The sequence below is a fragment of the Neobacillus sp. B4I6 genome (assembly GCF_050434045.1).
Taxonomy (GTDB): Bacteria; Bacillota; Bacilli; order Bacillales; family Cytobacillaceae; genus Neobacillus.
Genome location: NZ_JBNPWB010000002.1, coordinates 4,956,295 through 4,978,725, shown reverse-complemented (window position 1 = coordinate 4,978,725; position 22,431 = coordinate 4,956,295). Strand labels below are relative to the sequence as shown.

16 protein-coding genes, 11 tRNA genes and 3 rRNA genes are annotated in these 22,431 nt (G+C 43.5%); 29 read left to right on the top strand and 1 reads right to left on the bottom strand.

The annotated features are described in order from the left end of the window. Nucleotides 1-3 precede the first annotated feature (3 nt). The 19 genes from QF028_RS26715 (at nt 4) to tsaD (ending at nt 9,626) form a co-directional block, all read left to right on the top strand. Nucleotides 4-477 carry a SprT family protein gene (locus tag QF028_RS26715; protein ID WP_429470403.1) on the top strand — a complete coding sequence of 158 codons (474 nt, stop codon included), beginning with the start codon at nt 4-6 and terminating at the stop codon, nt 475-477. A 122-nt stretch (nt 478-599) separates the two neighbouring features. Further along, nucleotides 600-674: transfer RNA gene (locus tag QF028_RS26710), tRNA-Asn, on the top strand. A gap of 3 nt (nt 675-677) precedes the next feature. After that, a tRNA-Ser gene (locus QF028_RS26705) sits at nt 678-768 on the top strand. Between the two features lie 11 nt (nt 769-779). Then, nucleotides 780-851 (top strand) — tRNA-Glu (locus QF028_RS26700). A gap of 61 nt (nt 852-912) precedes the next feature. Beyond that, a tRNA-Gln gene (locus tag QF028_RS26695) sits at nt 913-987 on the top strand. A 24-nt stretch (nt 988-1,011) separates the two neighbouring features. Further along, nucleotides 1,012-1,096, top strand: a tRNA-Leu gene (locus QF028_RS26690). A 61-nt stretch (nt 1,097-1,157) separates the two neighbouring features. Further along, nucleotides 1,158-1,243 (top strand) — tRNA-Leu (locus QF028_RS26685). Nucleotides 1,244-1,303: 60 nt separating this feature from the next. Next, nucleotides 1,304-1,377 (top strand) — tRNA-Arg (locus QF028_RS26680). Nucleotides 1,378-1,383: 6 nt separating this feature from the next. Further along, a tRNA-Pro gene (locus QF028_RS26675) sits at nt 1,384-1,460 on the top strand. Between the two features lie 16 nt (nt 1,461-1,476). Continuing rightward, nucleotides 1,477-1,550: transfer RNA gene (locus tag QF028_RS26670), tRNA-Gly, on the top strand. 114 nt (nt 1,551-1,664) lie between these two features. Next, nucleotides 1,665-3,214, top strand: a 16S ribosomal RNA gene (locus tag QF028_RS26665). 196 nt (nt 3,215-3,410) lie between these two features. Next, a 23S ribosomal RNA gene (locus QF028_RS26660) occupies nt 3,411-6,345 on the top strand. A gap of 76 nt (nt 6,346-6,421) precedes the next feature. Beyond that, nucleotides 6,422-6,538: ribosomal RNA gene (gene rrf, locus QF028_RS26655) — 5S ribosomal RNA — on the top strand. Together the 16S, 23S and 5S rRNA genes with 11 tRNA genes alongside form the textbook arrangement of a ribosomal RNA operon. A gap of 91 nt (nt 6,539-6,629) precedes the next feature. Then, nucleotides 6,630-6,703: transfer RNA gene (locus tag QF028_RS26650), tRNA-Met, on the top strand. Nucleotides 6,704-6,706: 3 nt separating this feature from the next. After that, nucleotides 6,707-6,783 (top strand) — tRNA-Asp (locus QF028_RS26645). Nucleotides 6,784-6,985: 202 nt separating this feature from the next. Further along, nucleotides 6,986-7,441, top strand: coding sequence for a tRNA (adenosine(37)-N6)-threonylcarbamoyltransferase complex ATPase subunit type 1 TsaE (gene tsaE / locus QF028_RS26640; RefSeq protein WP_088085063.1), 456 nt, complete (start codon nt 6,986-6,988; stop codon nt 7,439-7,441). After that, nucleotides 7,438-8,145, top strand: a complete 708-nt coding sequence (gene tsaB / locus QF028_RS26635; protein WP_429470400.1) for a tRNA (adenosine(37)-N6)-threonylcarbamoyltransferase complex dimerization subunit type 1 TsaB — start codon at nt 7,438-7,440, stop codon at nt 8,143-8,145. Before tsaE ends, tsaB begins: the two co-directional genes overlap by 4 nt. 12 nt (nt 8,146-8,157) lie before the next feature. Continuing rightward, nucleotides 8,158-8,607 carry a ribosomal protein S18-alanine N-acetyltransferase gene (gene rimI / locus QF028_RS26630; protein WP_410889596.1) on the top strand — a complete coding sequence of 150 codons (450 nt, stop codon included), beginning with the start codon at nt 8,158-8,160 and terminating at the stop codon, nt 8,605-8,607. Further along, on the top strand, nt 8,604-9,626 hold the full coding sequence (gene tsaD / locus QF028_RS26625; RefSeq protein ID WP_215005794.1) for a tRNA (adenosine(37)-N6)-threonylcarbamoyltransferase complex transferase subunit TsaD: 1,023 nt from the start codon (nt 8,604-8,606) through the stop codon (nt 9,624-9,626). The genes rimI and tsaD overlap by 4 nt, the downstream gene beginning before the upstream one ends. 291 nt (nt 9,627-9,917) lie before the next feature. Here the strand turns inward: tsaD and QF028_RS26620 are convergent, their stop codons facing one another. Beyond that, entirely contained in the window at nt 9,918-11,837 is a 1,920-nt protein-coding gene (locus QF028_RS26620) for an ABC-F family ATP-binding cassette domain-containing protein (RefSeq protein ID WP_429470397.1), read from the bottom strand. A gap of 178 nt (nt 11,838-12,015) precedes the next feature. On the opposite strand from QF028_RS26620, the gene moaC reads away from it, so the two are divergent. The 10 genes from moaC to QF028_RS26570 all read left to right on the top strand — a co-directional run bounded on the left by moaC (nt 12,016) and on the right by QF028_RS26570 (nt 22,424). Then, complete coding sequence (gene moaC, locus QF028_RS26615) at nt 12,016-12,513, top strand: cyclic pyranopterin monophosphate synthase MoaC (protein ID WP_429470395.1); 498 nt, start codon at nt 12,016-12,018, stop codon at nt 12,511-12,513. 36 nt (nt 12,514-12,549) lie between these two features. Beyond that, nucleotides 12,550-13,206 carry a redox-sensing transcriptional repressor Rex gene (locus QF028_RS26610; protein ID WP_215005800.1) on the top strand — a complete coding sequence of 219 codons (657 nt, stop codon included), beginning with the start codon at nt 12,550-12,552 and terminating at the stop codon, nt 13,204-13,206. Nucleotides 13,207-13,365: 159 nt separating this feature from the next. Continuing rightward, nucleotides 13,366-14,613 (top strand): NAD(P)-dependent malic enzyme, encoded by a 1,248-nt coding sequence (locus QF028_RS26605; RefSeq protein WP_429470393.1) that lies wholly within the window; start codon nt 13,366-13,368, stop codon nt 14,611-14,613. A 228-nt stretch (nt 14,614-14,841) separates the two neighbouring features. Beyond that, on the top strand, nt 14,842-15,594 hold the full coding sequence (locus QF028_RS26600) for a sulfite exporter TauE/SafE family protein (protein ID WP_251033635.1): 753 nt from the start codon (nt 14,842-14,844) through the stop codon (nt 15,592-15,594). 194 nt (nt 15,595-15,788) lie between these two features. After that, a complete protein-coding gene (dcuS, locus tag QF028_RS26595) occupies nt 15,789-17,408 on the top strand; it encodes a DcuS/MalK family sensor histidine kinase (protein WP_429470391.1) in 1,620 nt (539 codons plus the stop codon). Next, nucleotides 17,386-18,093: a response regulator gene (locus tag QF028_RS26590; RefSeq protein WP_429470389.1), complete on the top strand. Its 708-nt coding sequence runs from the start codon at nt 17,386-17,388 to the stop codon at nt 18,091-18,093. The genes dcuS and QF028_RS26590 overlap by 23 nt, the downstream gene beginning before the upstream one ends. Before the next feature lie 119 nt (nt 18,094-18,212). Next, on the top strand, nt 18,213-19,559 hold the full coding sequence (locus tag QF028_RS26585; RefSeq protein ID WP_429470387.1) for a 2-hydroxycarboxylate transporter family protein: 1,347 nt from the start codon (nt 18,213-18,215) through the stop codon (nt 19,557-19,559). Nucleotides 19,560-19,678: 119 nt separating this feature from the next. Further along, nucleotides 19,679-20,893: an NAD(P)-dependent malic enzyme gene (locus tag QF028_RS26580; protein ID WP_429470385.1), complete on the top strand. Its 1,215-nt coding sequence runs from the start codon at nt 19,679-19,681 to the stop codon at nt 20,891-20,893. A 175-nt stretch (nt 20,894-21,068) separates the two neighbouring features. Beyond that, nucleotides 21,069-21,692, top strand: coding sequence for a YhbD family protein (locus tag QF028_RS26575; RefSeq protein ID WP_429470383.1), 624 nt, complete (start codon nt 21,069-21,071; stop codon nt 21,690-21,692). Between the two features lie 12 nt (nt 21,693-21,704). Beyond that, on the top strand, nt 21,705-22,424 hold the full coding sequence (locus QF028_RS26570; protein WP_429470381.1) for a polymer-forming cytoskeletal protein: 720 nt from the start codon (nt 21,705-21,707) through the stop codon (nt 22,422-22,424). The last annotated feature ends 7 nt before the right edge of the window (nt 22,425-22,431 follow it).

Sequence of the window (22,431 nt, the reverse complement as noted above, 5' to 3'; positions counted from 1 at the left end):
AAAATGGAACAACAAGAACTTCAATCATTAGTTGAAAAGATATCTGTTGAATCATTTGGGAAGCAGTTTCGACACATAGCGTCTTTCAATCCAAGACTAAGGTCAACAGGCGGCAGATACCTTCTTGGCACACATAATATTGAAATAAATAAAAAATATTACGAGCAGCTAGGTGTAAAAGAATTAGTGGGGATCATTAAGCATGAGCTATGCCATTATCATCTTCACCTTGAAGGGAAGGGGTATCAGCATAGAGACCAAGAGTTTAAGCGATTATTAAAAAAAGTAGGAGCACCGCGATTTTGTGCACAATTACCCGATAGACCAGTAAAACGAACATCCAAAAGAATCCTTCTATATCAATGCTCGAAATGTCAGCTATCATACAGGCGAAAAAGAAGCATTGATACAAGCAGATATGTTTGTGGAAAATGTAGGGGAAAGTTGACGAAAATAAAAGAAATAATTTTAGAATGACGTAAGAATTTGGAAAAAATCTTTATCTAAAAACTATATTGACTTTCTATTATAACGTCATTATAATGTAAAGAGTCGATAAGGTGATTGCCTAATTGATTTAAGGTTTTTAATAGTATTATTCCGCAGTAGCTCAGTGGTAGAGCTATCGGCTGTTAACCGATCGGTCGTAGGTTCGAGTCCTACCTGCGGAGCCATATGGGGAAGTACTCAAGAGGCTGAAGAGGCGCCCCTGCTAAGGGTGTAGGTCGGGTGACCGGCGCGAGGGTTCAAATCCCTCCTTCTCCGCCATATAATTTTTAGGCCCCTTGGTCAAGCGGTTAAGACACCTCCCTTTCACGGAGGTAACACGGGTTCGAGTCCCGTAGGGGTCATCTGGGACGGGGAGTGACATTGATTCATTTCCTGTTTCTTAATCTTTATAAACATCAATATTGGGCTATAGCCAAGCGGTAAGGCATCGCACTTTGACTGCGACATGCGTTGGTTCAAATCCAGCTAGCCCAGCCATTTTTTTATAAATCAATATTAAATGCGGGTGTGGCGGAATTGGCAGACGCACCAGACTTAGGATCTGGCGCCGCAAGGCGTGGGGGTTCGACTCCCTTCACCCGCACCAAATGTTTTACTTGAATTAATTTGGTTAGTATGTTATGATTGTTTTTGTCGCTAATTATCGTGCGGTCGTGGCGGAATGGCAGACGCGCTAGGTTGAGGGCCTAGTGGGGGCAACCCCGTGGAGGTTCAAGTCCTCTCGGCCGCACCAAATAAATTGTTGACAAACGATACTGAGTCTGGTATACTTTAAAAGTTGACTTCAATACATGCGCCCTTAGCTCAGCTGGATAGAGTGTTTGACTACGAATCAAAAGGTCGGGAGTTCGAATCTCTCAGGGCGCATTTTTACGGGAAGTAGCTCAGCTTGGTAGAGCACTTGGTTTGGGACCAAGGGGTCGCAGGTTCGAATCCTGTCTTCCCGACCAGTTGAATATATTTTATGCGGGTGTAGTTTAGTGGTAAAACCTCAGCCTTCCAAGCTGATGATGAGAGTTCGATTCTCTTCACCCGCTCCAAATTACCTTTAATAATTGTTCTTTGAAAACTAAACAAACAAAATCGTGCAAACAAACAAAATTTTAGTTTCAATTAAGAAACTAAGCCAACGTAACAAAATGAGCTAATCAACTTTCTTGGAGAGTTTGATCCTGGCTCAGGACGAACGCTGGCGGCGTGCCTAATACATGCAAGTCGAGCGAACCAATAGGAGCTTGCTCCTGTTGGTTAGCGGCGGACGGGTGAGTAACACGTGGGCAACCTGCCTGTAAGACTGGGATAACACCGGGAAACCGGTGCTAATACCGGATAATCCTTTTCCTCTCATGAGGAAAAGCTGAAAGTCGGTTTCGGCTGACACTTACAGATGGGCCCGCGGCGCATTAGCTAGTTGGTGAGGTAACGGCTCACCAAGGCGACGATGCGTAGCCGACCTGAGAGGGTGATCGGCCACACTGGGACTGAGACACGGCCCAGACTCCTACGGGAGGCAGCAGTAGGGAATCTTCCACAATGGACGAAAGTCTGATGGAGCAACGCCGCGTGAGCGATGAAGGCCTTCGGGTCGTAAAGCTCTGTTGTTAGGGAAGAACAAGTACCGGAGTAACTGCCGGTACCTTGACGGTACCTAACCAGAAAGCCACGGCTAACTACGTGCCAGCAGCCGCGGTAATACGTAGGTGGCAAGCGTTGTCCGGAATTATTGGGCGTAAAGCGCGCGCAGGCGGTCCTTTAAGTCTGATGTGAAAGCCCACGGCTCAACCGTGGAGGGTCATTGGAAACTGGGGGACTTGAGTGCAGAAGAGGAAAGCGGAATTCCACGTGTAGCGGTGAAATGCGTAGAGATGTGGAGGAACACCAGTGGCGAAGGCGGCTTTCTGGTCTGTAACTGACGCTGAGGCGCGAAAGCGTGGGGAGCAAACAGGATTAGATACCCTGGTAGTCCACGCCGTAAACGATGAGTGCTAAGTGTTAGGGGGTTTCCGCCCCTTAGTGCTGCAGCTAACGCATTAAGCACTCCGCCTGGGGAGTACGGCCGCAAGGCTGAAACTCAAAGGAATTGACGGGGGCCCGCACAAGCGGTGGAGCATGTGGTTTAATTCGAAGCAACGCGAAGAACCTTACCAGGTCTTGACATCCTCTGACACTCCTAGAGATAGGAATTTCCCCTTCGGGGGACAGAGTGACAGGTGGTGCATGGTTGTCGTCAGCTCGTGTCGTGAGATGTTGGGTTAAGTCCCGCAACGAGCGCAACCCTTGATCTTAGTTGCCAGCATTCAGTTGGGCACTCTAAGGTGACTGCCGGTGACAAACCGGAGGAAGGTGGGGATGACGTCAAATCATCATGCCCCTTATGACCTGGGCTACACACGTGCTACAATGGATGGTACAAAGGGCTGCAAGACCGCGAGGTTTAGCCAATCCCATAAAACCATTCTCAGTTCGGATTGCAGGCTGCAACTCGCCTGCATGAAGCCGGAATCGCTAGTAATCGCGGATCAGCATGCCGCGGTGAATACGTTCCCGGGCCTTGTACACACCGCCCGTCACACCACGAGAGTTTGTAACACCCGAAGTCGGTGGGGTAACCGCAAGGAGCCAGCCGCCTAAGGTGGGACAGATGATTGGGGTGAAGTCGTAACAAGGTAGCCGTATCGGAAGGTGCGGCTGGATCACCTCCTTTCTAAGGATAAAGCTGGACCTGTGAGCCAGACAAAACAGTTTGTGACACGATCTTTGTTTGTTTAGTTTTGAGAGTACAATTCTCTCGAAGCTTTTTTTAATCGTTCTTTGAAAACTAGATAATCGTAATGAAGAAGTCAATGTAAGAACCGAGTCAATGCCAATTTCTTATTTAATAAGAAGAAACAAACCTTTTAGGTTAAGTTAGAAAGGGCGCACGGTGAATGCCTTGGCACTAGGAGCCGATGAAGGACGGGACTAACACCGATATGCTTCGGGGAGCTGTAAGTAAGCTTTGATCCGGAGATTTCCGAATGGGGGAACCCACTGTTCGTAATGGAACAGTATCTTTACCTGAATACATAGGGTATGGAAGGCATACCCGGGGAACTGAAACATCTAAGTACCCGGAGGAAGAGAAAGCAAACGCGATTCCCTGAGTAGCGGCGAGCGAAACGGGACATAGCCCAAACCAAGAGGCTTGCCTCTTGGGGTTGTAGGACACTCAACATGGAGTTACAAAGGAACGGGGTAGATGAAGCGATCTGGAAAGATCCGTCATAGAAGGTAAAAACCCTGTAGTCGAAACTTCGTTCCCTCCTGAGTGGATCCTGAGTACGGCCGGACACGAGAAATCCGGTCGGAAGCAGGGAGGACCATCTCCCAAGGCTAAATACTCCCTAGTGACCGATAGTGAACCAGTACCGTGAGGGAAAGGTGAAAAGCACCCCGGAAGGGGAGTGAAATAGTTCCTGAAACCGTGTGCCTACAAGTAGTTAGAGCCCGTTAATGGGTGATAGCGTGCCTTTTGTAGAATGAACCGGCGAGTTACGATCCCATGCAAGGTTAAGTTGAAGAGACGGAGCCGCAGCGAAAGCGAGTCTGAATAGGGCGTATGAGTATGTGGTCGTAGACCCGAAACCAGGTGATCTACCCATGTCCAGGGTGAAGTCCAGGTAACACTGGATGGAGGCCCGAACCCACGCACGTTGAAAAGTGCGGGGATGAGGTGTGGGTAGCGGAGAAATTCCAATCGAACTTGGAGATAGCTGGTTCTCTCCGAAATAGCTTTAGGGCTAGCCTCACGTAGTAAGAGTCTTGGAGGTAGAGCACTGTTTGGACTAGGGGCCCTCATCGGGTTACCGAATTCAGACAAACTCCGAATGCCAAAGACTTATCCGTGGGAGTCAGACTGCGAGTGATAAGATCCGTAGTCAAAAGGGAAACAGCCCAGACCACCAGCTAAGGTCCCAAAGTATACGTTAAGTGGAAAAGGATGTGGAGTTGTTTAGACAACCAGGATGTTGGCTTAGAAGCAGCCACCATTTAAAGAGTGCGTAATAGCTCACTGGTCGAATGACTCTGCGCCGAAAATGTACCGGGGCTAAACGTATCACCGAAGCTGTGGATTGACATCTCTGATGTCAGTGGTAGGAGAGCGTTCTAAGGGCGTTGAAGCTAGACCGTAAGGACTGGTGGAGCGCTTAGAAGTGAGAATGCCGGTATGAGTAGCGAAAGATGAGTGAGAATCTCATCCACCGAATGCCTAAGGTTTCCTGAGGAAGGCTCGTCCGCTCAGGGTTAGTCGGGACCTAAGCCGAGGCCGAAAGGCGTAGGCGATGGACAACAGGTTGATATTCCTGTACCACCTCTTTATCGTTTGAGCAATGGGGGGACGCAGGAGGATAGGGTAAGCGCGCTGTTGGATATGCGCGTCTAAGCAGTTAGGCTGAGAAGTAGGCAAATCCGCTTCTCGCGAAGGCTGAGCTGTGATAGCGAGGGAAATTTAGTACCGAAGTTCCTGATTCCACACTGCCAAGAAAAGCCTCTAGCGAGATAAAAGGTGCCCGTACCGCAAACCGACACAGGTAGGCGAGGAGAGAATCCTAAGGTGAGCGAGAGAACTCTCGTTAAGGAACTCGGCAAAATGACCCCGTAACTTCGGGAGAAGGGGTGCTTTTTGAGGTGAATAGCCTCGAAGAGCCGCAGTGAATAGGCCCAGGCGACTGTTTAGCAAAAACACAGGTCTCTGCGAAGCCGCAAGGCGAAGTATAGGGGCTGACGCCTGCCCGGTGCTGGAAGGTTAAGAGGAGGGGTTAGCGCAAGCGAAGCTCTGAATCGAAGCCCCAGTAAACGGCGGCCGTAACTATAACGGTCCTAAGGTAGCGAAATTCCTTGTCGGGTAAGTTCCGACCCGCACGAAAGGCGTAACGATCTGGGCACTGTCTCAACGAGAGACTCGGTGAAATTATAGTACCTGTGAAGATGCAGGTTACCCGCGACAGGACGGAAAGACCCCGTGGAGCTTTACTGTAGCCTGATATTGAATTTTGGTACAGCTTGTACAGGATAGGTAGGAGCCTGAGAAGCCGGAGCGCTAGCTTCGGTGGAGGCGTCGGTGGGATACTACCCTGGCTGTATTGAAATTCTAACCCGCACCCCTGATCGGGGTGGGAGACAGTGTCAGGTGGGCAGTTTGACTGGGGCGGTCGCCTCCTAAAGAGTAACGGAGGCGCCCAAAGGTTCCCTCAGAATGGTTGGAAATCATTCGCAGAGTGTAAAGGCACAAGGGAGCTTGACTGCGAGACCTACAAGTCGAGCAGGGACGAAAGTCGGGCTTAGTGATCCGGTGGTTCCGCATGGAAGGGCCATCGCTCAACGGATAAAAGCTACCCCGGGGATAACAGGCTTATCTCCCCCAAGAGTCCACATCGACGGGGAGGTTTGGCACCTCGATGTCGGCTCATCGCATCCTGGGGCTGTAGTCGGTCCCAAGGGTTGGGCTGTTCGCCCATTAAAGCGGTACGCGAGCTGGGTTCAGAACGTCGTGAGACAGTTCGGTCCCTATCCGTCGTGGGCGCAGGAAATTTGAGAGGAGCTGTCCTTAGTACGAGAGGACCGGGATGGACGCACCGCTGGTGTACCAGTTGTTCTGCCAAGGGCATCGCTGGGTAGCTATGTGCGGACGGGATAAGTGCTGAAAGCATCTAAGCATGAAGCCCCCCTCAAGATGAGATTTCCCATAGCGCAAGCTAGTAAGAACCCTGAAAGATGATCAGGTTGATAGGTCAGAGGTGGAAGCGTGGTAACATGTGGAGCTGACTGATACTAATCGTTCGAGGACTTAACCAATTTTTAAGGCACACTCAGTTTTACAAACTTCTTCTGCATTATCTAGTTTTGAGGGAATGATACCTCAACAAAATAGTCTGGCAGCAATGGCGAGAAGGTCACACCCGTTCCCATACCGAACACGGAAGTTAAGCTTCTCAGCGCCGATGGTAGTTGGGACACGCGTCCCTGTGAGAGTAGGACGTTGCCAGGCTATAATTACTTTAAAAACCATACATAATTACTGTTTCTGGTGATATAATATTATGGTGTAGTAATTTAAAACATATTTTTATTTCTATTGTCGCGGGGTGGAGCAGTCTGGTAGCTCGTCGGGCTCATAACCCGAAGGTCGCAGGTTCAAATCCTGTCCCCGCAATTTGGTCCGGTAGTTCAGTTGGTTAGAATGCCTGCCTGTCACGCAGGAGGTCGCGGGTTCGAGTCCCGTCCGGACCGCCATTTATATTGCAAAAATTAGTACGAAACAAGGTTTCGTCTTTTTTTATGCCGTTTAATAAGGGCAAGCTTTTTTGCTCAATTGTTAAAAATCATGTAAACTACATATGTAATAGGCATCCTTAGGAGAGATCCTAAGGTTTTTTTGCACATAATTAAGGTAAAATGAAGATGTGACGCTAAGTTAAAATAAAAAGGTGATTGAATGAATCAATTCGAACTAATAACAACGGATTCTGAGGAGACTTCCCAATTTGCAGCAAAGTTAGCTGGGTTATTACAACCTGGAGATGTCATTGCTCTTGAAGGTGATTTAGGTGCTGGAAAGACTACATTCACTAAGGGCTTGGCTAAAGGGTTGGAGATTAAAAGAACAGTTAACAGTCCGACATTTACTATTATTAAAGAATATAAGGGAAAACTCCCGTTATATCACATGGATGTATACCGGGTTGCGGATGCCTTCGAAGACCTCGGTTTTGATGAGTATTTTGAAGGTGATGGAGTGACGGTAGTGGAATGGGCTCATTTAATTGAAGAGCAGCTCCCACAGGAAAGACTGACTATTTTCTTATATCGTGAAGAAGGGGATACTAGAAGAATGGTTTTAGTACCTCAGGGGAAACGATATGAGCAATTATGTAAGGAGACTTTTTCATGACCATATTAGCGATTGATACTTCTAACTATGCCTTAGGAGTGGCGCTTTTAGAAGATAATCAAGTACTTGGTGAATATATAACCAATTTAAAAAAGAACCACTCTGTTCGAATTATGCCTGCTATTCAGACACTAATGAAGGATTGCGAAAAGGTTCCGGCGGATTTAACTAAGATTGTCGTCGCCAAAGGACCGGGCTCGTATACAGGAGTTAGAATAGGTGTAACCATTGCTAAAACACTAGCTTGGACTTTGAATATCCCGCTTGTAGGTATTTCCAGCTTGGAAATTTTAGCATCTGGGGTCGGCCGCTACTTCGATGGTTATGTGTCACCTCTATTTGATGCAAGAAGGGGACAGGTCTATACTGGCTTGTATCAATATCAAAATGACGAACTACAAACGATTGAAGAGGATCGTTTGGTCATGTTAGTAAACCGTGCAGAGGATCTAAAAAATTCAGGAAAAGCGATACTATTTGTCGGAAATGATTTACCACTCCATCAAACAGCAATTGAAGCAGCATTAGGATCACAGGCTGTTTTCGCAGCTAGTACGGAACAAAATCCACGTCCATCTGAACTTGCCCTTCTTGGTAAGGATAAACCAGGGGAGGACATTCATTCTTTTGTTCCAAATTATATCCGTTTAGCTGAAGCTGAAGCGAAATGGTTAGAAGCGAAAGGAAAAATTTTAAATGGATAGGAATAGAGAGTTATGGTAGATTCTTTTGTTTTTCGCAATATGAGGGAAGAGGACATTGACCAAATTTTAGAAGTAGAACATGCATCATTTACAACCCCCTGGAGTCGTGAAGCATTTTATAATGAATTGCATAATAATCGATTTGCAGTTTATATCGTCCTAGAGGAAAGTAACAAAATCCTCGGGTACTGTGGGGCTTGGATCGTGATCGATGAGGCGCATGTAACGAATGTGGCCATTCTGCCTGAATATAGGGGCAGGAAACTTGGTGAGGCAATCATGCAAAAAATGATGACAGTAGCTAGAGAGATGGGAGCAAAGAGTATGACCCTTGAAGTGCGTGTTACCAATCATGTAGCACAATCTCTTTATCGAAAGCTTGGTTTTCAAAATGGCGGGATCCGCAAAAATTATTATTCAGATAATCAGGAAGATGGTTTAGTGATGTGGGTAAATTTATGAAAAAAGACCAATGGATTTTGGGTATTGAAACAAGCTGTGATGAGACGGCTGTCGCCATTATTAAAAATGGAAGAGAAATTGCAGCAAATGTAGTCGCATCGCAAATTGAAAGTCATAAACGCTTCGGTGGTGTGGTTCCAGAAATAGCCTCCCGCCACCATGTAGAGCAAATGACTATTGTCATTGAGGAAGCATTGAAGCAGGCAAATGTTACTTTTGCTGAGATTGATGCCATTGCTGTCACAGAAGGACCAGGATTAGTCGGTGCTCTTTTAATTGGGGTAAATGCCGCGAAAGCATTGGCATTTGCTCAAAACAAACCACTAGTTCCAGTCCACCATATTGCTGGACATATTTATGCGAACAGGCTTGTCACTGAGTTAAAATTCCCGCTCCTTGCTCTGGTCGTTTCAGGCGGGCATACAGAGCTTGTTTATATGAAGGAACATGGACATTTTGAAGTCATCGGCGAAACAAGGGATGACGCTGCTGGTGAAGCCTACGACAAGGTTGCGCGAACGTTAAACATGCCGTACCCTGGCGGTCCACATATTGACCGTTTGGCGCAGGCTGGAAATCCGACAATTAATTTACCTCGGGCATGGTTAGAAGAAGGTTCCTATGATTTTAGCTTTAGCGGTTTAAAATCTGCTGTTATTAATACGGTTCATAATGCCGAGCAACGCGGTGAGATAATTGCCCCTGAAGACCTTGCTGCAAGCTTTCAAGCCAGCGTGATTGAAGTGTTAGTAAAGAAAACAGAAAAGGCCGTCGCTGAATATGGGGTAGGACAAGTATTGGTGGCTGGAGGAGTTGCCGCCAATAAAGGCCTTAGAAATGCTTTGGAAAAGACCTTTTCAGAGAAACCTGGAATTGAATTAGTGATTCCGCCATTATCCCTATGTACTGATAATGCAGCGATGATTGCTGCTGCTGGAAGCGTGATGTTCGAAAAAGGAATTAGAGCAGACCTTTCCCTAAATGCCAACCCGGGACTGGATATCGAAATATACAATTAATAACTCTTCTGGATAAGAAGAGTTTTTTTGTTGATAAGATTTTATAAAAATGCAGATCAAAAACTGGTGAATGTGGATAAGTGGGGTGTTTTCTGTGTATAATGTGGATAAGTCAGGTCTTTGTTGTGGATAATGTGGAAAAGTAAAAATAACATTGAAACTGTCCTGTTTGTAATGTGAATAAGAATGTGGAAAAGTGTATAACTTAATGAATTATTGCCTTCATATCAAAATTTGTCGATAAATGTCATAATAAACAAAAAACCAGGCCAATGCCTGGTTTTTGCATAATTATTCAGCCAGCTCTGCCCATTCTTCCATTAAGTGCTCGAGTTCAGACTTTGCCTTTTCATTTTTTATGTTGATTTCCAACACTTTTTCATGATTTTGAAAAATGTCTGGTTCGCATAATTGCTGCTCGAATTCTTGAATTTGCTCTTCTAGCTCTTCAATTCTTTGTTCCATTTCTTCTAATTTCCTTTTGCGCTGACGCTCTTGTTTTTTACTTTCCTTATCCTGTTGATAAGAGTTTTTCTCAAAAGCATCTGTTTGTGCTGCTTTTTTAGCAGTTGCGGCTAGCGCTAGTGCTGCAAGTTCTTCCTGTTCTAGTTTCTTCTCTAAATAATAATCATAATCCCCGAGGAATTCTGTACTTCCATGACGACTAAGTTCTAAGACCTTTGTGGCAATCCGGTTAATAAAATACCTGTCGTGTGAGACAAACAATATCGTGCCCGGGTAATCGATTAATGCATTCTCTAGAACTTCCTTACTATCTAAGTCAAGGTGGTTGGTAGGCTCGTCCAAAATTAAGACATTTGCTTTCTCCAACATCAGTTTAGCTAAAGCTAGACGGGCTTTTTCACCCCCGCTTAAGGTGGAAACTATTTTTAAGACATCATCACCAGAAAATAAGAAATTACCGAGCACCGTACGTATTTCTTTTTCATTTTTTAGTGGATAGTCATCCCAGAGTTCATTTAAGACCCGCTTATTGGAGGTCAATTCAGCTTGCTCCTGGTCGTAATAACCAATCTGAAGGTTTGTCCCATAGAGTATGGTTCCCTCCAGAGCAGGCAACTTTTTGATAATTGTCTTTAAAAGTGTTGATTTGCCGATACCATTCGGTCCAACCAATGCGGTACTTTCACCTTTATAGGCCCGAAATGAAATGGACTCTGAAACCTTATCACCTTCGTACCCAACAGCGAGTGAATCCACTGTTAAAACGTCATTGCCGCTTTGTTTTTCAATTTCAAACGAGAAGGAAGCAGACTTTTCATCGCCTAATGGACGATCCATCATCTCCATCTTTTCTAGCTTTTTACGACGGCTTTGGGCACGTTTAGTCGTCGAAGCGCGCGCTAAATTCCGGTTGATAAAGTCTTGGAGATCAGCGACCTCTTGCTGTTGTTTTTCGAAAAGCTTTAAATCACGCTCATAATTTGCGGCCTTTTGATCAAGGTAAGAACTATAGTTGCCTGTAAACCTTTGGATTTGCTTACGGGATACTTCATAAACTTGAGTAACAACTTTATCTAAAAAATAGCGGTCATGGGAAACGATCAAAATCGCCCCATGATAACTTTGTAAATATTGCTCCAGCCAGGAAAGCGTATCAATATCAAGGTGGTTTGTGGGCTCATCCAATATTAAGATATCAGGCTTGGTTAACAAAAGTTTACCAAGGGCAAGACGGGTTTTCTGCCCGCCGCTTAAACTAGATATCATCAAGGATTTGTCATGGAAATTTAACCCATGAAGGACAGAGCGCATCTCTGCCTCATATTGATACCCTCCCTGTTCTTTAAATTTCACCTGAAGATGATCGTACTCTTTTAGGATTCTTTCGTACCTTCCACCGTCTTCAAAAACAAGAGGATCAGCCATTTGTTCTTCAAGAGTGCGGAGTTGTTTTTCCATTAATCGCAGCGGTTCAAAAACCGTCAGCATTTCATCCCATATGGATAATGATGATTCTAACCCCGTATTTTGAGCTAAATAGCCAATTGTCACTTCTTTCGGCTTGATAATTTCTCCGCCATCATGCGACAAGTGTCCGGCAATAATCTTCAATAATGTCGATTTTCCCGCCCCATTGCGTCCAACAAGAGCAACACGGTCCCGAGTTTGTAATTCGAGCTTAATATTCGATAAAATAAGGTCAGCACCATAATATTTTTGTAATTGATTAACCTGTAGCAAAATCATTCTCATTCACCTCTATTACATAGGATTAGTGTACCTTATTCCCGGTATGTCGGCAATAAACTGCTCGCCATATTAGCGGAGTAAGGGTCCTAAATCGTCAAGAAATGTAATATTTAGTTCAAAGTTTCACACACATATAAGGTAAAATAGTGTATGATTTGATGGGAGGATTTTTTATATGGCAGAATTTACGCATTTTAATGAAGAAGGCAGAGCAAAAATGGTCGACGTCAGTGATAAGCCGGAAACGGCACGTACGGCGCTTGCTCATTCCAGCATTACCGTTAGTAAAGAAATTTATGATAAAATAACTAATAATGAGATGAAGAAGGGCGATGTCTTAGCAGTGGCCCAGGTAGCAGCTGTCATGGCAGCAAAGAAGACATGGGATTTGATTCCAATGTGCCATCCGATTCCATTATCAGGTGTTAATATTTCTTTCTCTTGGGAACAGGATAAGGATGAGAACTATCAATTATATATTGCTGCAGCCGTTAAAACGAAGGGGAGCACAGGCGTAGAAATGGAAGCGTTAACAGCGGCATCCGCATGTGCCTTAACAGTTTATGATATGTGTAAAGCCGTTGATAAAGGTATGGTAATTGGACCGACGTATCTTGTCGAAAAAACGGGCGGTAAAAACGGTGATTTTAAAAGAGATGAAAGAGTTAAATAAATTTTTAACTAAACCATTCATGGGGTGTGGGAGATTATGAGTAATGAAACAACGAAAATACCACAGGCGACAGCAAAACGGCTGCCCCTCTATTATCGATTTCTAAAAAACCTGCATAGTTCCGGCAAGCAAAGGGTCTCTTCAGCGGAATTGAGTGAAGCAGTAAAGGTAGACTCAGCAACGATTCGCCGCGACTTTTCCTATTTCGGTGCGTTAGGGAAAAAGGGCTATGGGTATAATGTTAATTACTTAATATCCTTCTTTCGTAAGACCTTAGATCAGGATGAATTAACTAAGGTTGCCTTAATAGGAGTCGGAAATCTTGGCACTGCCTTTTTAAACTATAACTTTTTAAAAAATAATAACACAAAAATAGAATGCGCCTTCGATGTGGATCCCGACAAAATGGGAACCATGATTCGCGAGGTACCCGTTCATCCTATGGATGATTTAGAGAAGGTTTTATCAGAAACTAATATTTCAGTGGCGATATTAACGGTTCCGGCTCCTGCCGCACAAATGATAACCGATCGACTGGTCAAAGCGAATGTAAAAGGAATCTTAAATTTCACTCCAGCAAGGTTAAATGTTCCACCATTAATAAGGGTCCATCATATTGACTTGGCAGTGGAGCTTCAATCGCTAGTCTACTTTTTAAAGCATTATCCAACGGTGGAAATAGATGAAGAATAATTAGTTAAAAAGGCTTTCCACAAAATTTGTGGAAGGCCTTTTGTATGATTAAATCCCTGCTTTTTTTAATTACATAATCTATAAAAATACTTTCTTATGCACTAAGATGTAGGTAGATGAAATGCAAGCGGTTACTAACCGGGAAGTGGGGGAAATTCAATGTCAATTTTACGAGATGAAGCATTAAAAATGCACAAGGAACACCAAGGCAAGGTTGGGATTTATTCTAAGGTGGCAGTACATAATGCAAAAGATTTAAGCCTAGCGTATTCACCAGGTGTGGCAGAGCCATGTTTGGACATTTATGCAGACGAAAATAAAGTTTATGATTATACCTCGAAGGGCAATCTTGTCGCAGTTGTATCCAATGGGACAGCAGTCCTGGGGCTTGGAAATATTGGACCAAAAGCTGCGATGCCTGTGATGGAAGGAAAGGCCGTGTTATTCAAATCGTTCGCAGATGTTGACGCCTTTCCCATCTGCTTGGCCACCACTGACACAGACCAGATCGTAGAAACCGTCAAGCTGCTAGAACCAACATTTGGCGGAGTGAACTTGGAGGATATTGCTGCGCCGCAATGCTTTGAAATTGAAGACCGCCTCCGCAAAGCCTGCGAGATTCCTGTTTTTCATGATGACCAGCATGGAACTGCGATTGTAACAGCCGCTGGTCTAATCAACGCGTTAAAATTAGCGGATAAAAAAATTGAAGATATACGTGTTGCAGTAAACGGAGCAGGTTCAGCTGGAGTAGCGATTGTTAAGCTCCTGCTGCATATGGGCGTGAAGGATGTTATTTTATGTGATACAAAAGGAATTATTTATGAAGGCCGTCCGTTCGGAATGAATCGATTCAAAGATGAAATGGCGCAAATGACAAATCGCGAGCAAAAACAAGGAACGTTAGCGGATGCGCTTATTGACGCCGATGTGTTTGTGGGGGTATCAGCAGCCGGGGCCGTTACAAAGGAAATGGTTAGCACTATGCACCGTGACCCGATTATCTTTGCCATGGCCAACCCGGTACCGGAAATTATGCCCGATGCGGCCAAAGAAGCAGGGGCTCTTGTAGTGGGTACAGGACGTTCTGATTTTCCGAACCAGGTTAATAATGTGCTTGCTTTCCCAGGCATTTTCCGCGGCGCCTTAGATGTCCGTGCCAAGGAAATCAACGAGGAAATGAAGCTTGCTGCGGTCTATGCAATTGCTGGTTTAATTTCAGAGGTTGAGCTCCATGCCGATTATGTCATTCCAGATCCATTTGACCCTCGGGTCGCAGCACAGGTAGCAACCGCGGTTGCGTATACTGCAATGGAAACAGGGGTAGCCCAAAGAATTATCAATGTTGAGGAAATTAAGCAGCGCCTATCAGCATTAGAAGAAGCAAAACAACCAGTGCATGTTTAGGTCGAGTAAAATTTAGCTTTTAAGGGAGGACTATCTCAATCTAGTTGAGGTAGTCTTTCAAATTTTGGGAATTAGGGCATAATTCCGATATACCTTTTAAATTTTTAGTACAATAATGAATGATAGTTTTTTTCTTTTTTAAATCAGCCTATATGACCCCGTCCTTAGGTAAGTAATAAAACATTTCCTAGAAGGACATCTAGGGTTTTGCAATCGGAGGGGATGAAGTTGGCGATTGTGCTGACGATGTTTGTGCTTGGGATTTTATTAGGATTTGTCGGGGCGGGCGGCTCTGGCTTTATTATTGCCATCTTAACAGTTATTTTTGGAGTACCAATACATATGGCGTTAGGGACATCACTAGCAGCGATGGTGTTTACTAGCATGTCAGGTGCCTACAGTCATTTTCGTCAAGGAAATATCTCAATTAAAACCGGTTTAATCGTCGGCGGATTTGGGGCAGCTGCCTCCTATTTAGGTTCAAAGCTAGCCAGTTTGATTCCGATCCATTCTTTGCATTGGTTGACAGCGGGGATGTTATTTTTGTCGGCTGTGATCTTGGTTGTCCGCTTATTTATTGTCCAAAAAATAAAGGTAAACAACAAAAAAGTGAACCCTGGCAACCTGCTTCTCATTAAGAAAGCGGCAGTTGTCGGGTTGGTTACCGGATTGTTGTCTGGTACATTTGGGATAGGTGCTGCGCCGTTCATTCAAATCGGATTGCTGGTCATCATGGGACTTTCGCTTAAACAATCAGTGGGTACAACAATGCTCGTTATTTTGCCGATCGCTTTAGCAGGAGGAATCGGCTACTATTTCGAAGGATACCTGAATTTAACCCTGTTAGTTGAAGTGGTAGGAGGAACGATGATTGGCTCCTATGTCGGGGCTAAGTTTACAGCCCTTGCTCCGCAGCCCGTATTAAAAAGTGCGATGGTCCTGACCCCTATTATCGCAGGAGCCATTTTGCTCATAAGTTAAGGCATCTTCGCAAGGATGGTTAACTGAGACGATGAACTCTCAGACCAGCCTAAGTTAAAGAAAGCTTCTAAGACTGCAAAGTATTTTCTTAAGAATGCTTTGCAGCTTTTTGTGTTTACTAGCCTGAATGGTTAGTATGTCATCAGGTGGAAATCAGAATGGTGCCTGTCGCCTTCTCAAAGATGGAGGGAAATATGAGAAAGGGAAGATGGAGTTTACAGACGGTAATTATTGTCTTTGTGTGTATGGTGGTTACTTTTTCACTATTGATAACGGATTTACTTATCAGTTCGAGAATTGCTAAGGAGACGGAAAAAGGTCAGGCTGAGAAGGCGAGAAATGTGGCTCGAATGGTTGCTCATAGTCCGCTTGTGATTGATGCGATGAGCGGAGAACGGGATGTAAAGGAAATCCAAACGTTTGCGAATGAAATGAGAAAAGTGACAAACGTTTACTTTATTGTTGTGATGGATATGAACGGGATCCGTAAATCCCATCCTGATAGCAAAGAAGTTGGTAAACCATTCAAGGGTGGAGATGAAGGGCCGGTACTAAAAGGGAAAGAGCATGAATCTATTTCAAAAGGAGCTCTTGGACCTTCTTTACGTTCTTTTACGCCGATTAAGGATGCAAATGGAAAACAGATCGGGGCAGTAGCCGTTGGGATTTCTCTTGATAATGTGGAAACGGCCGTCAATAAGAGCAGAATAGGGATCTATATTGGGACGATGATTGGTATCTTAATCGGTGTTCTCGGGGCTGTTATTTTAGCTAGATATATAAAAAAGATCTTACTTGGGCTTGAGCCGTTTGCGATTGCTAAATTATTAGAGGAACGAAGTGCGATGCTTCAATCGGTGCGTGAGGGAATTGTGGCAGTGGATCAACACTCAAACATAACACTTGTCAATCGAGCAGCCTTAAAGCTGTTTGATAAAGCAGGCCTGCAAGATAACCCAATGGGGACAAATATAGAAGAATATATGTCATCTACTCGCTTAAGTGATTTATTAAAAACAGGTAAACCTGAATTGGATGAAGAACAGAATATAAATGGGATGACCATTTTAACCAACCGAGTCCCCGTTATCGTTGAGAATAAGGTAGTTGGCGCGATTGCTACTTTTCGCGACAAAACAGAAATACAGGTACTCGCTGAAGAACTGACAGGAGTAAGAACTTACGCCGATGCACTTCGGGCCCAGGCACACGAGTTTATGAATAAACTTCATGTGATTTTGGGGATGGTCCATACAGGTTATTATGAAAAAGTTGTCGAATACATCAATGAAACGGTTGATCATCGTAATAACGAAATTGGCTTGGTTACCAAAAAGATAAAGGATCCTGTTTTAGCTGGCTTTTTAATTGGAAAGTTGAGTTATGCAAGGGAATCAGGGACTGAGTTATCTGTTTCCTGTGAACAACCGCTGCCACAGCCCGCTGTTTCTGATGTGACACACGAATTGATTACAATTGTTGGTAATTTAATTGATAATGCCATTGTGGCTGTGACCGGTTGTCCAGTCAAAAAAATAACAGTAGAATTTGATTATGGTGATGATATTTTAACTATCGAAGTAAAAGATACAGGAACAGGGATGAATGAAGAAATACAAAACCAAATTTTCAACAAAGGATTTTCCACAAACGGTGAAAATAGAGGTCTAGGGCTGTACCTTGTGTCGCAGGCGGTTAAAAAGTTGGAAGGGGATTTAATTCTTTCATCAAAGCCTGGAAAAGGGACCGTCTTTGCCGTGTATATACCATATAATGGGGAGGGGGACCAGAATGATCCGGGTAATGATTGTTGAAGATGATCCAATGGTGGCTGAATTTAATAAACGCTATCTTGAGCAAGTTACTGGTTTTACATTGATGGCAATGGCCGCATCCGTGGATGAGGCCATTAAGAAAATTGAAAAACTAGAAATTGATCTTATCTTATTGGATATATTTATGCCAGGGAAACTAGGATTAGAGCTGTTAACCTACCTCCGTGAACATGAAAAAGAAACCGATGTGATTGTTATTTCAGCAGCATCAGATATGGAGCGGATTAAAAAGGCTTTAAGATACGGAGCCGTTGATTATTTAATTAAGCCTTTTGAATTTGAACGCTTTAGTAGAGCGTTAGTTGCATATAAAGAACAAACAAAGTTTATTCAAACTCAACAAGTGATTAACCAAGACGTATTGGACAACCAAATACTGCACCGAGAGGAAAAGCCTGTTATCGAAGAATTACCAAAGGGATTAACAAAAGATACCCTGAAACAAATTTGGGAAGCGATTCAGGAGCTAAAAAATGCCCCGTTTTCAACAGAGGACGTCGTGAAGGTCGTCGGAATTTCTCGGGTTTCCGTCCGTAAGTATTTAAATTTTTTAAAGGAAATTGGAATCCTAGATGTTAAGGTAATCTACGGTACAGTGGGAAGACCCGTTTACCAGCATGAATTTAATCGATTGAAAGAACATCTTATCAAAAACTTTTTGTAAGCAGCCTAGAACTGCTTACTTTTTTTATTTACAAAAACCTTATTAAATTTACATAAACTATGAAAGCGGTTTAATTCAGAATATGATAGAAACATCAATAGATTGGGGGATGAACACTTATGGAACCAGCAAAAAAGTTGCAACCGCTTACGGTTGTTCCAGGGGAAAAAGAAGAAAAGAAAGGGCTTTTAGGTAAATTTGGCAGTGTAAAGGTAGGCGTAATTCCACTCCCACTTTATATCGTTATCGCAGCTGTTGTCTACTTTTCAGCCGTCTATAAATTGCTTCCAGCTGATATGATTGGCGGCTTTGCCATTATTATTGTCATGGGTATTTTACTTGGGGAACTTGGCATGAAGATTCCGCTTTTAAAGGATATCGGCGGCCCTGCCATTTTAGCACTCTTGATTCCGTCTATTTTAGTCTTTTTTAATGTAATTAATACAACTGGAATGAATGCGGTTACCCAGTTGATGAAAACATCCAATTTCCTTTACCTTTATATTTCTATTTTAGTAGTAGGAAGTATTCTTGGGATGAATCGTAGAGTCTTAATTCAAGGCTTCACACGCATGTTTATACCGCTTATTGTCGGGACAATTGCCTCTATTGCAGCAGGCGTTCTAGTAGGTTTGCTTTTTGGATATGACATGAAACACACATTGTTCTTTATTGTTGTTCCAATTATCGGTGGTGGGATCGGAGAAGGAATTTTGCCTCTTTCATTAGGCTACGCAGAGGTTCTCGGAAAATCTTCAGAAACATTTGTAGGGCAATTAATTCCAGCAGCAGTGATTGGAAATATTGTCGCGATCATTTGTGCAGGTATTTTATCACGTTTAGGTGAGAAAAAGAAGCATCTTACTGGTAATGGAGTATTAGTGAAGACAAAAGGCGGCGATGGAATCACAGAAGCCGCAACAATTGATAAGCCGGTTGATTTTCCACTTATGGGTGCAGGACTGTTAATTGCGTGTAGTTTCTTTATCTTAGGTGGATTGGGGAATAAATTCCTAGGCATTCCTGGACCAGTGTTAATGATTATTGCAGCGGCCGTTGTGAAAAGTATAAAAGTAATGCCCGCTAAAATGGAACAAGGTGCTTATCACTTATATAAATTTGTATCATCAAGTTTAACATGGCCATTAATGGTTGGCTTAGGTATGCTATATATTCCGCTTAAGGATGTTGTCAAAATCGTAACCCCAGGATATGTGGTTGTTTGTACCGCTGTCGTAGTGGCAATGGTTACTACAGGTTACTTTGTAGGTAAGTTGATGAAGATGTACCCAGTCGACTCAGCGATTGTTACAGGCTGTCATAGTGGTTTAGGAGGAACGGGTGATGTTGCAATTCTTTCTGCTTCTAATCGGATGTCATTGATGCCATTTGCCCAAGTTTCGACAAGAATTGGGGGCGCTTCAACCGTTATTTTGGCTATTCTTTTGCTGAAATTATTAAGCTAATATTCCTAAATGGGGCTGTGCCTGTTTGTCACGGCCCGACTTTTTTGATTGTATAGATTGGATTCTTGTCACCATGATTAACTATTATTTGTAGATAGAACCAAAAGGAGAAGGTTGGAATGAATGAAAGCAAGATAAAAGAGCAGGCAGTGCTGCTCCATAAAAAGCTGGCAGGTAAGATTAGCATCGTCAGTAAAGTAGAAATGAACAATGCTGATGATTTAAGTTTAGCCTATACGCCAGGTGTAGCCGAGCCATGTAAGATCATTGCAAAAAATAGTGAGGCTTCCTTCGAGCATACAGGGCGGGGTAATTTAGTAGCCGTTGTAACAGATGGAACAGCTGTCTTAGGGTTAGGAGACATTGGTCCTGAGGCTGCTATGCCAGTTATGGAGGGGAAGGCCGTTTTATTTAAACAATTTGCAGGAATCGATGCGTATCCGCTTTGCCTGGGTACAAAAGATGTCGATGAGATTGTCAATATTATTAAAGCATTAGAGCCAACATTCGGCGGTATCAATTTGGAGGATATTTCCGCCCCAAGATGCTTTGAAATTGAAGAACGCTTAAAAAAGGAACTAAACATTCCCGTCTTTCATGATGACCAGCATGGGACAGCGATTGTTGTATTAGCTGCCCTTTTAAATGCGCTGAGAATTGTGAAGAAAAGTATCTATAAGGTTAAGGTTGTTCTAAATGGTGCTGGTTCTGCGGGGATAGCGATTGCCAAGCTTTTATTAAAAGCGGGCTTTAAGAATATTACGTTAGTAAGCCTGGAGGGAATTCTTTGTCCAGGTGAAGAGTGGATGAACGACCGTCAAGCAGAAATAGCAGACAGAACAAACCTAGGCAGGGTACATGGAACCCTTCAAGACGCGATTAAAAACACCGACATTTTTATTGGCGTCTCAGGTCCAAAGGCTTTAACGGGAGATATGGTCAGGACCATGAATAAAGATTCAATTGTTTTTGCTATGGCAAATCCAGTGCCTGAAATTTATCCGGAAGAAGCGCTTGCGGCAGGTGCAGCAGTAGTCGGAACAGGCCGTTCTGATTATCCTAATCAAGTAAACAATGTGCTCGCCTTTCCAGGAATCTTTCGTGGTGCTCTCGATGTAAGGGCAACCGACATCAATGAGGAAATGAAACTTGCAGCAGCTTACGCCATTTCAAGTCTTGTATCGGATAAAGAGCTTCGTGCGGAGTATATCATTCCTAACGCCTTGGATTCTCGTGTGGGGGATCGAGTGGCAGCAGCTGTTTCGGCTGCGGCGATCGAATCGGGAGTAGCGCGAAAAAGCTCCAACTTAAAAAAACTAGTAGAAATCATCTAAGCAAAGCTTATCGAACGGTGGAAAAAGAAGAAAATAGGTTCAAGAAGGTCTTTCACGATATAACGTGAGGGGCCTTTTTTTGTAAAATAATAATTAGGACATCCTAATATTTACATTTGCACTTTACAAACGTAACAGTGTTATGTTACATTGTTTTTAGAAAGGGGTTTTTATGATGAGTGAGGAGTTAATCTCAAAGAAAGACCTGTTAGAATTAGCCGGAATATCCTATGGACAGCTATATAGATGGAAACGAAAGGATCTCATTCCGGAAGAATGGTTTGTGCGTAAATCAACGTTTACGGGTCAAGAAACTTTTTTTCCAAAGGAAAAGGTCTTAGAAAGAATTGAAAAAATACAAACGATGAAAGAAAACTTATCCTTGGATGAACTAGCTGACATGTTTTCACCCAATGTAACGAATTTAAATTATACCAAAGATGAATTAGTGAAACGTAACATTGTTTCGACGACGGTTGTCGATTTTTACCTAGAACAAGAAAAGGGCGTTCTTCAATTTAATTTTACACGTATGCTCGAAGTGTTTGTTTTAGAAAAACTGCTTCAGTCGGGTGAAATTAACCTGGAAGAAGGGAAGATGGTCTTGCAGGTGTTAAAGGATCATGCAGGGGTAATCAAGCAGAAGAGTTGTGAATTGGTGATTACCAGAAAACTTGGCATGTCATCATGTCTGTTACTAATTAATGCAGAAGAATTTCATTTTGAACGCGGAACAAAAGTGGTTGCCGCTTTGTCGCTGATGACGTGCATGGAAGAAATTAAAGCGAAATTATTATAAAGGAGAATGATGATGGATACGAAAAGCAGGGGAGACTTGGTTATTAATGGCTTCGGTGCATCCAATGGGGGACAGTTCCGCGTTGTCACATTAAATGGCCGAGGGACGGTTAACAATGATTTAGAATGCCTGGAACTGGATTGTAATGGTTCCGGGATTCTCAATGGAAACGTCATTTCTGAAAAAGCAAAAGTAAACGGACATGCGAAGGTCAGAGGGAGTATCGGCAGTAAGAACCTAACGATTGATGGATCAGCAAGGATCGACAAAAACCTATCTGCTGAAAAATTAAAGGTCTTTGGTAAAGCAACCGTTGGCGGCAGGGTTAAATGTGAGGAAATAAAAATTCAAGGAACATTTACGGTTGGTGAGGATTGTGAGGCGGAAATTTTTAAAGCAGAATCGCAGTTTACGATTGGCGGACTTCTAAATGCAGACCAGGTTGACATAAAGATGTTTGGAGAGTGTAAAGCAAAAGAAATCGGCGGGCAAACGATTACGGTAAAGGCGAATGGATCCTTAGTCGGTAATTTGCTTAAGGCCTTTTTTAAACCACAGCTTGAAACGGAATTAATTGAAGGGGACAAAATTCAACTTGAAAATACGATTGCCAAAATCGTCCGTGGGAACCAGGTGTGGATTGGTCCAAATTGTCAAATTGGTCTAGTGGAATACACTGAGGAATTTTCGATGGATAAAAAGGCAATTGTTACTGAGAACAGAAAGGTTTAAGGGGGAT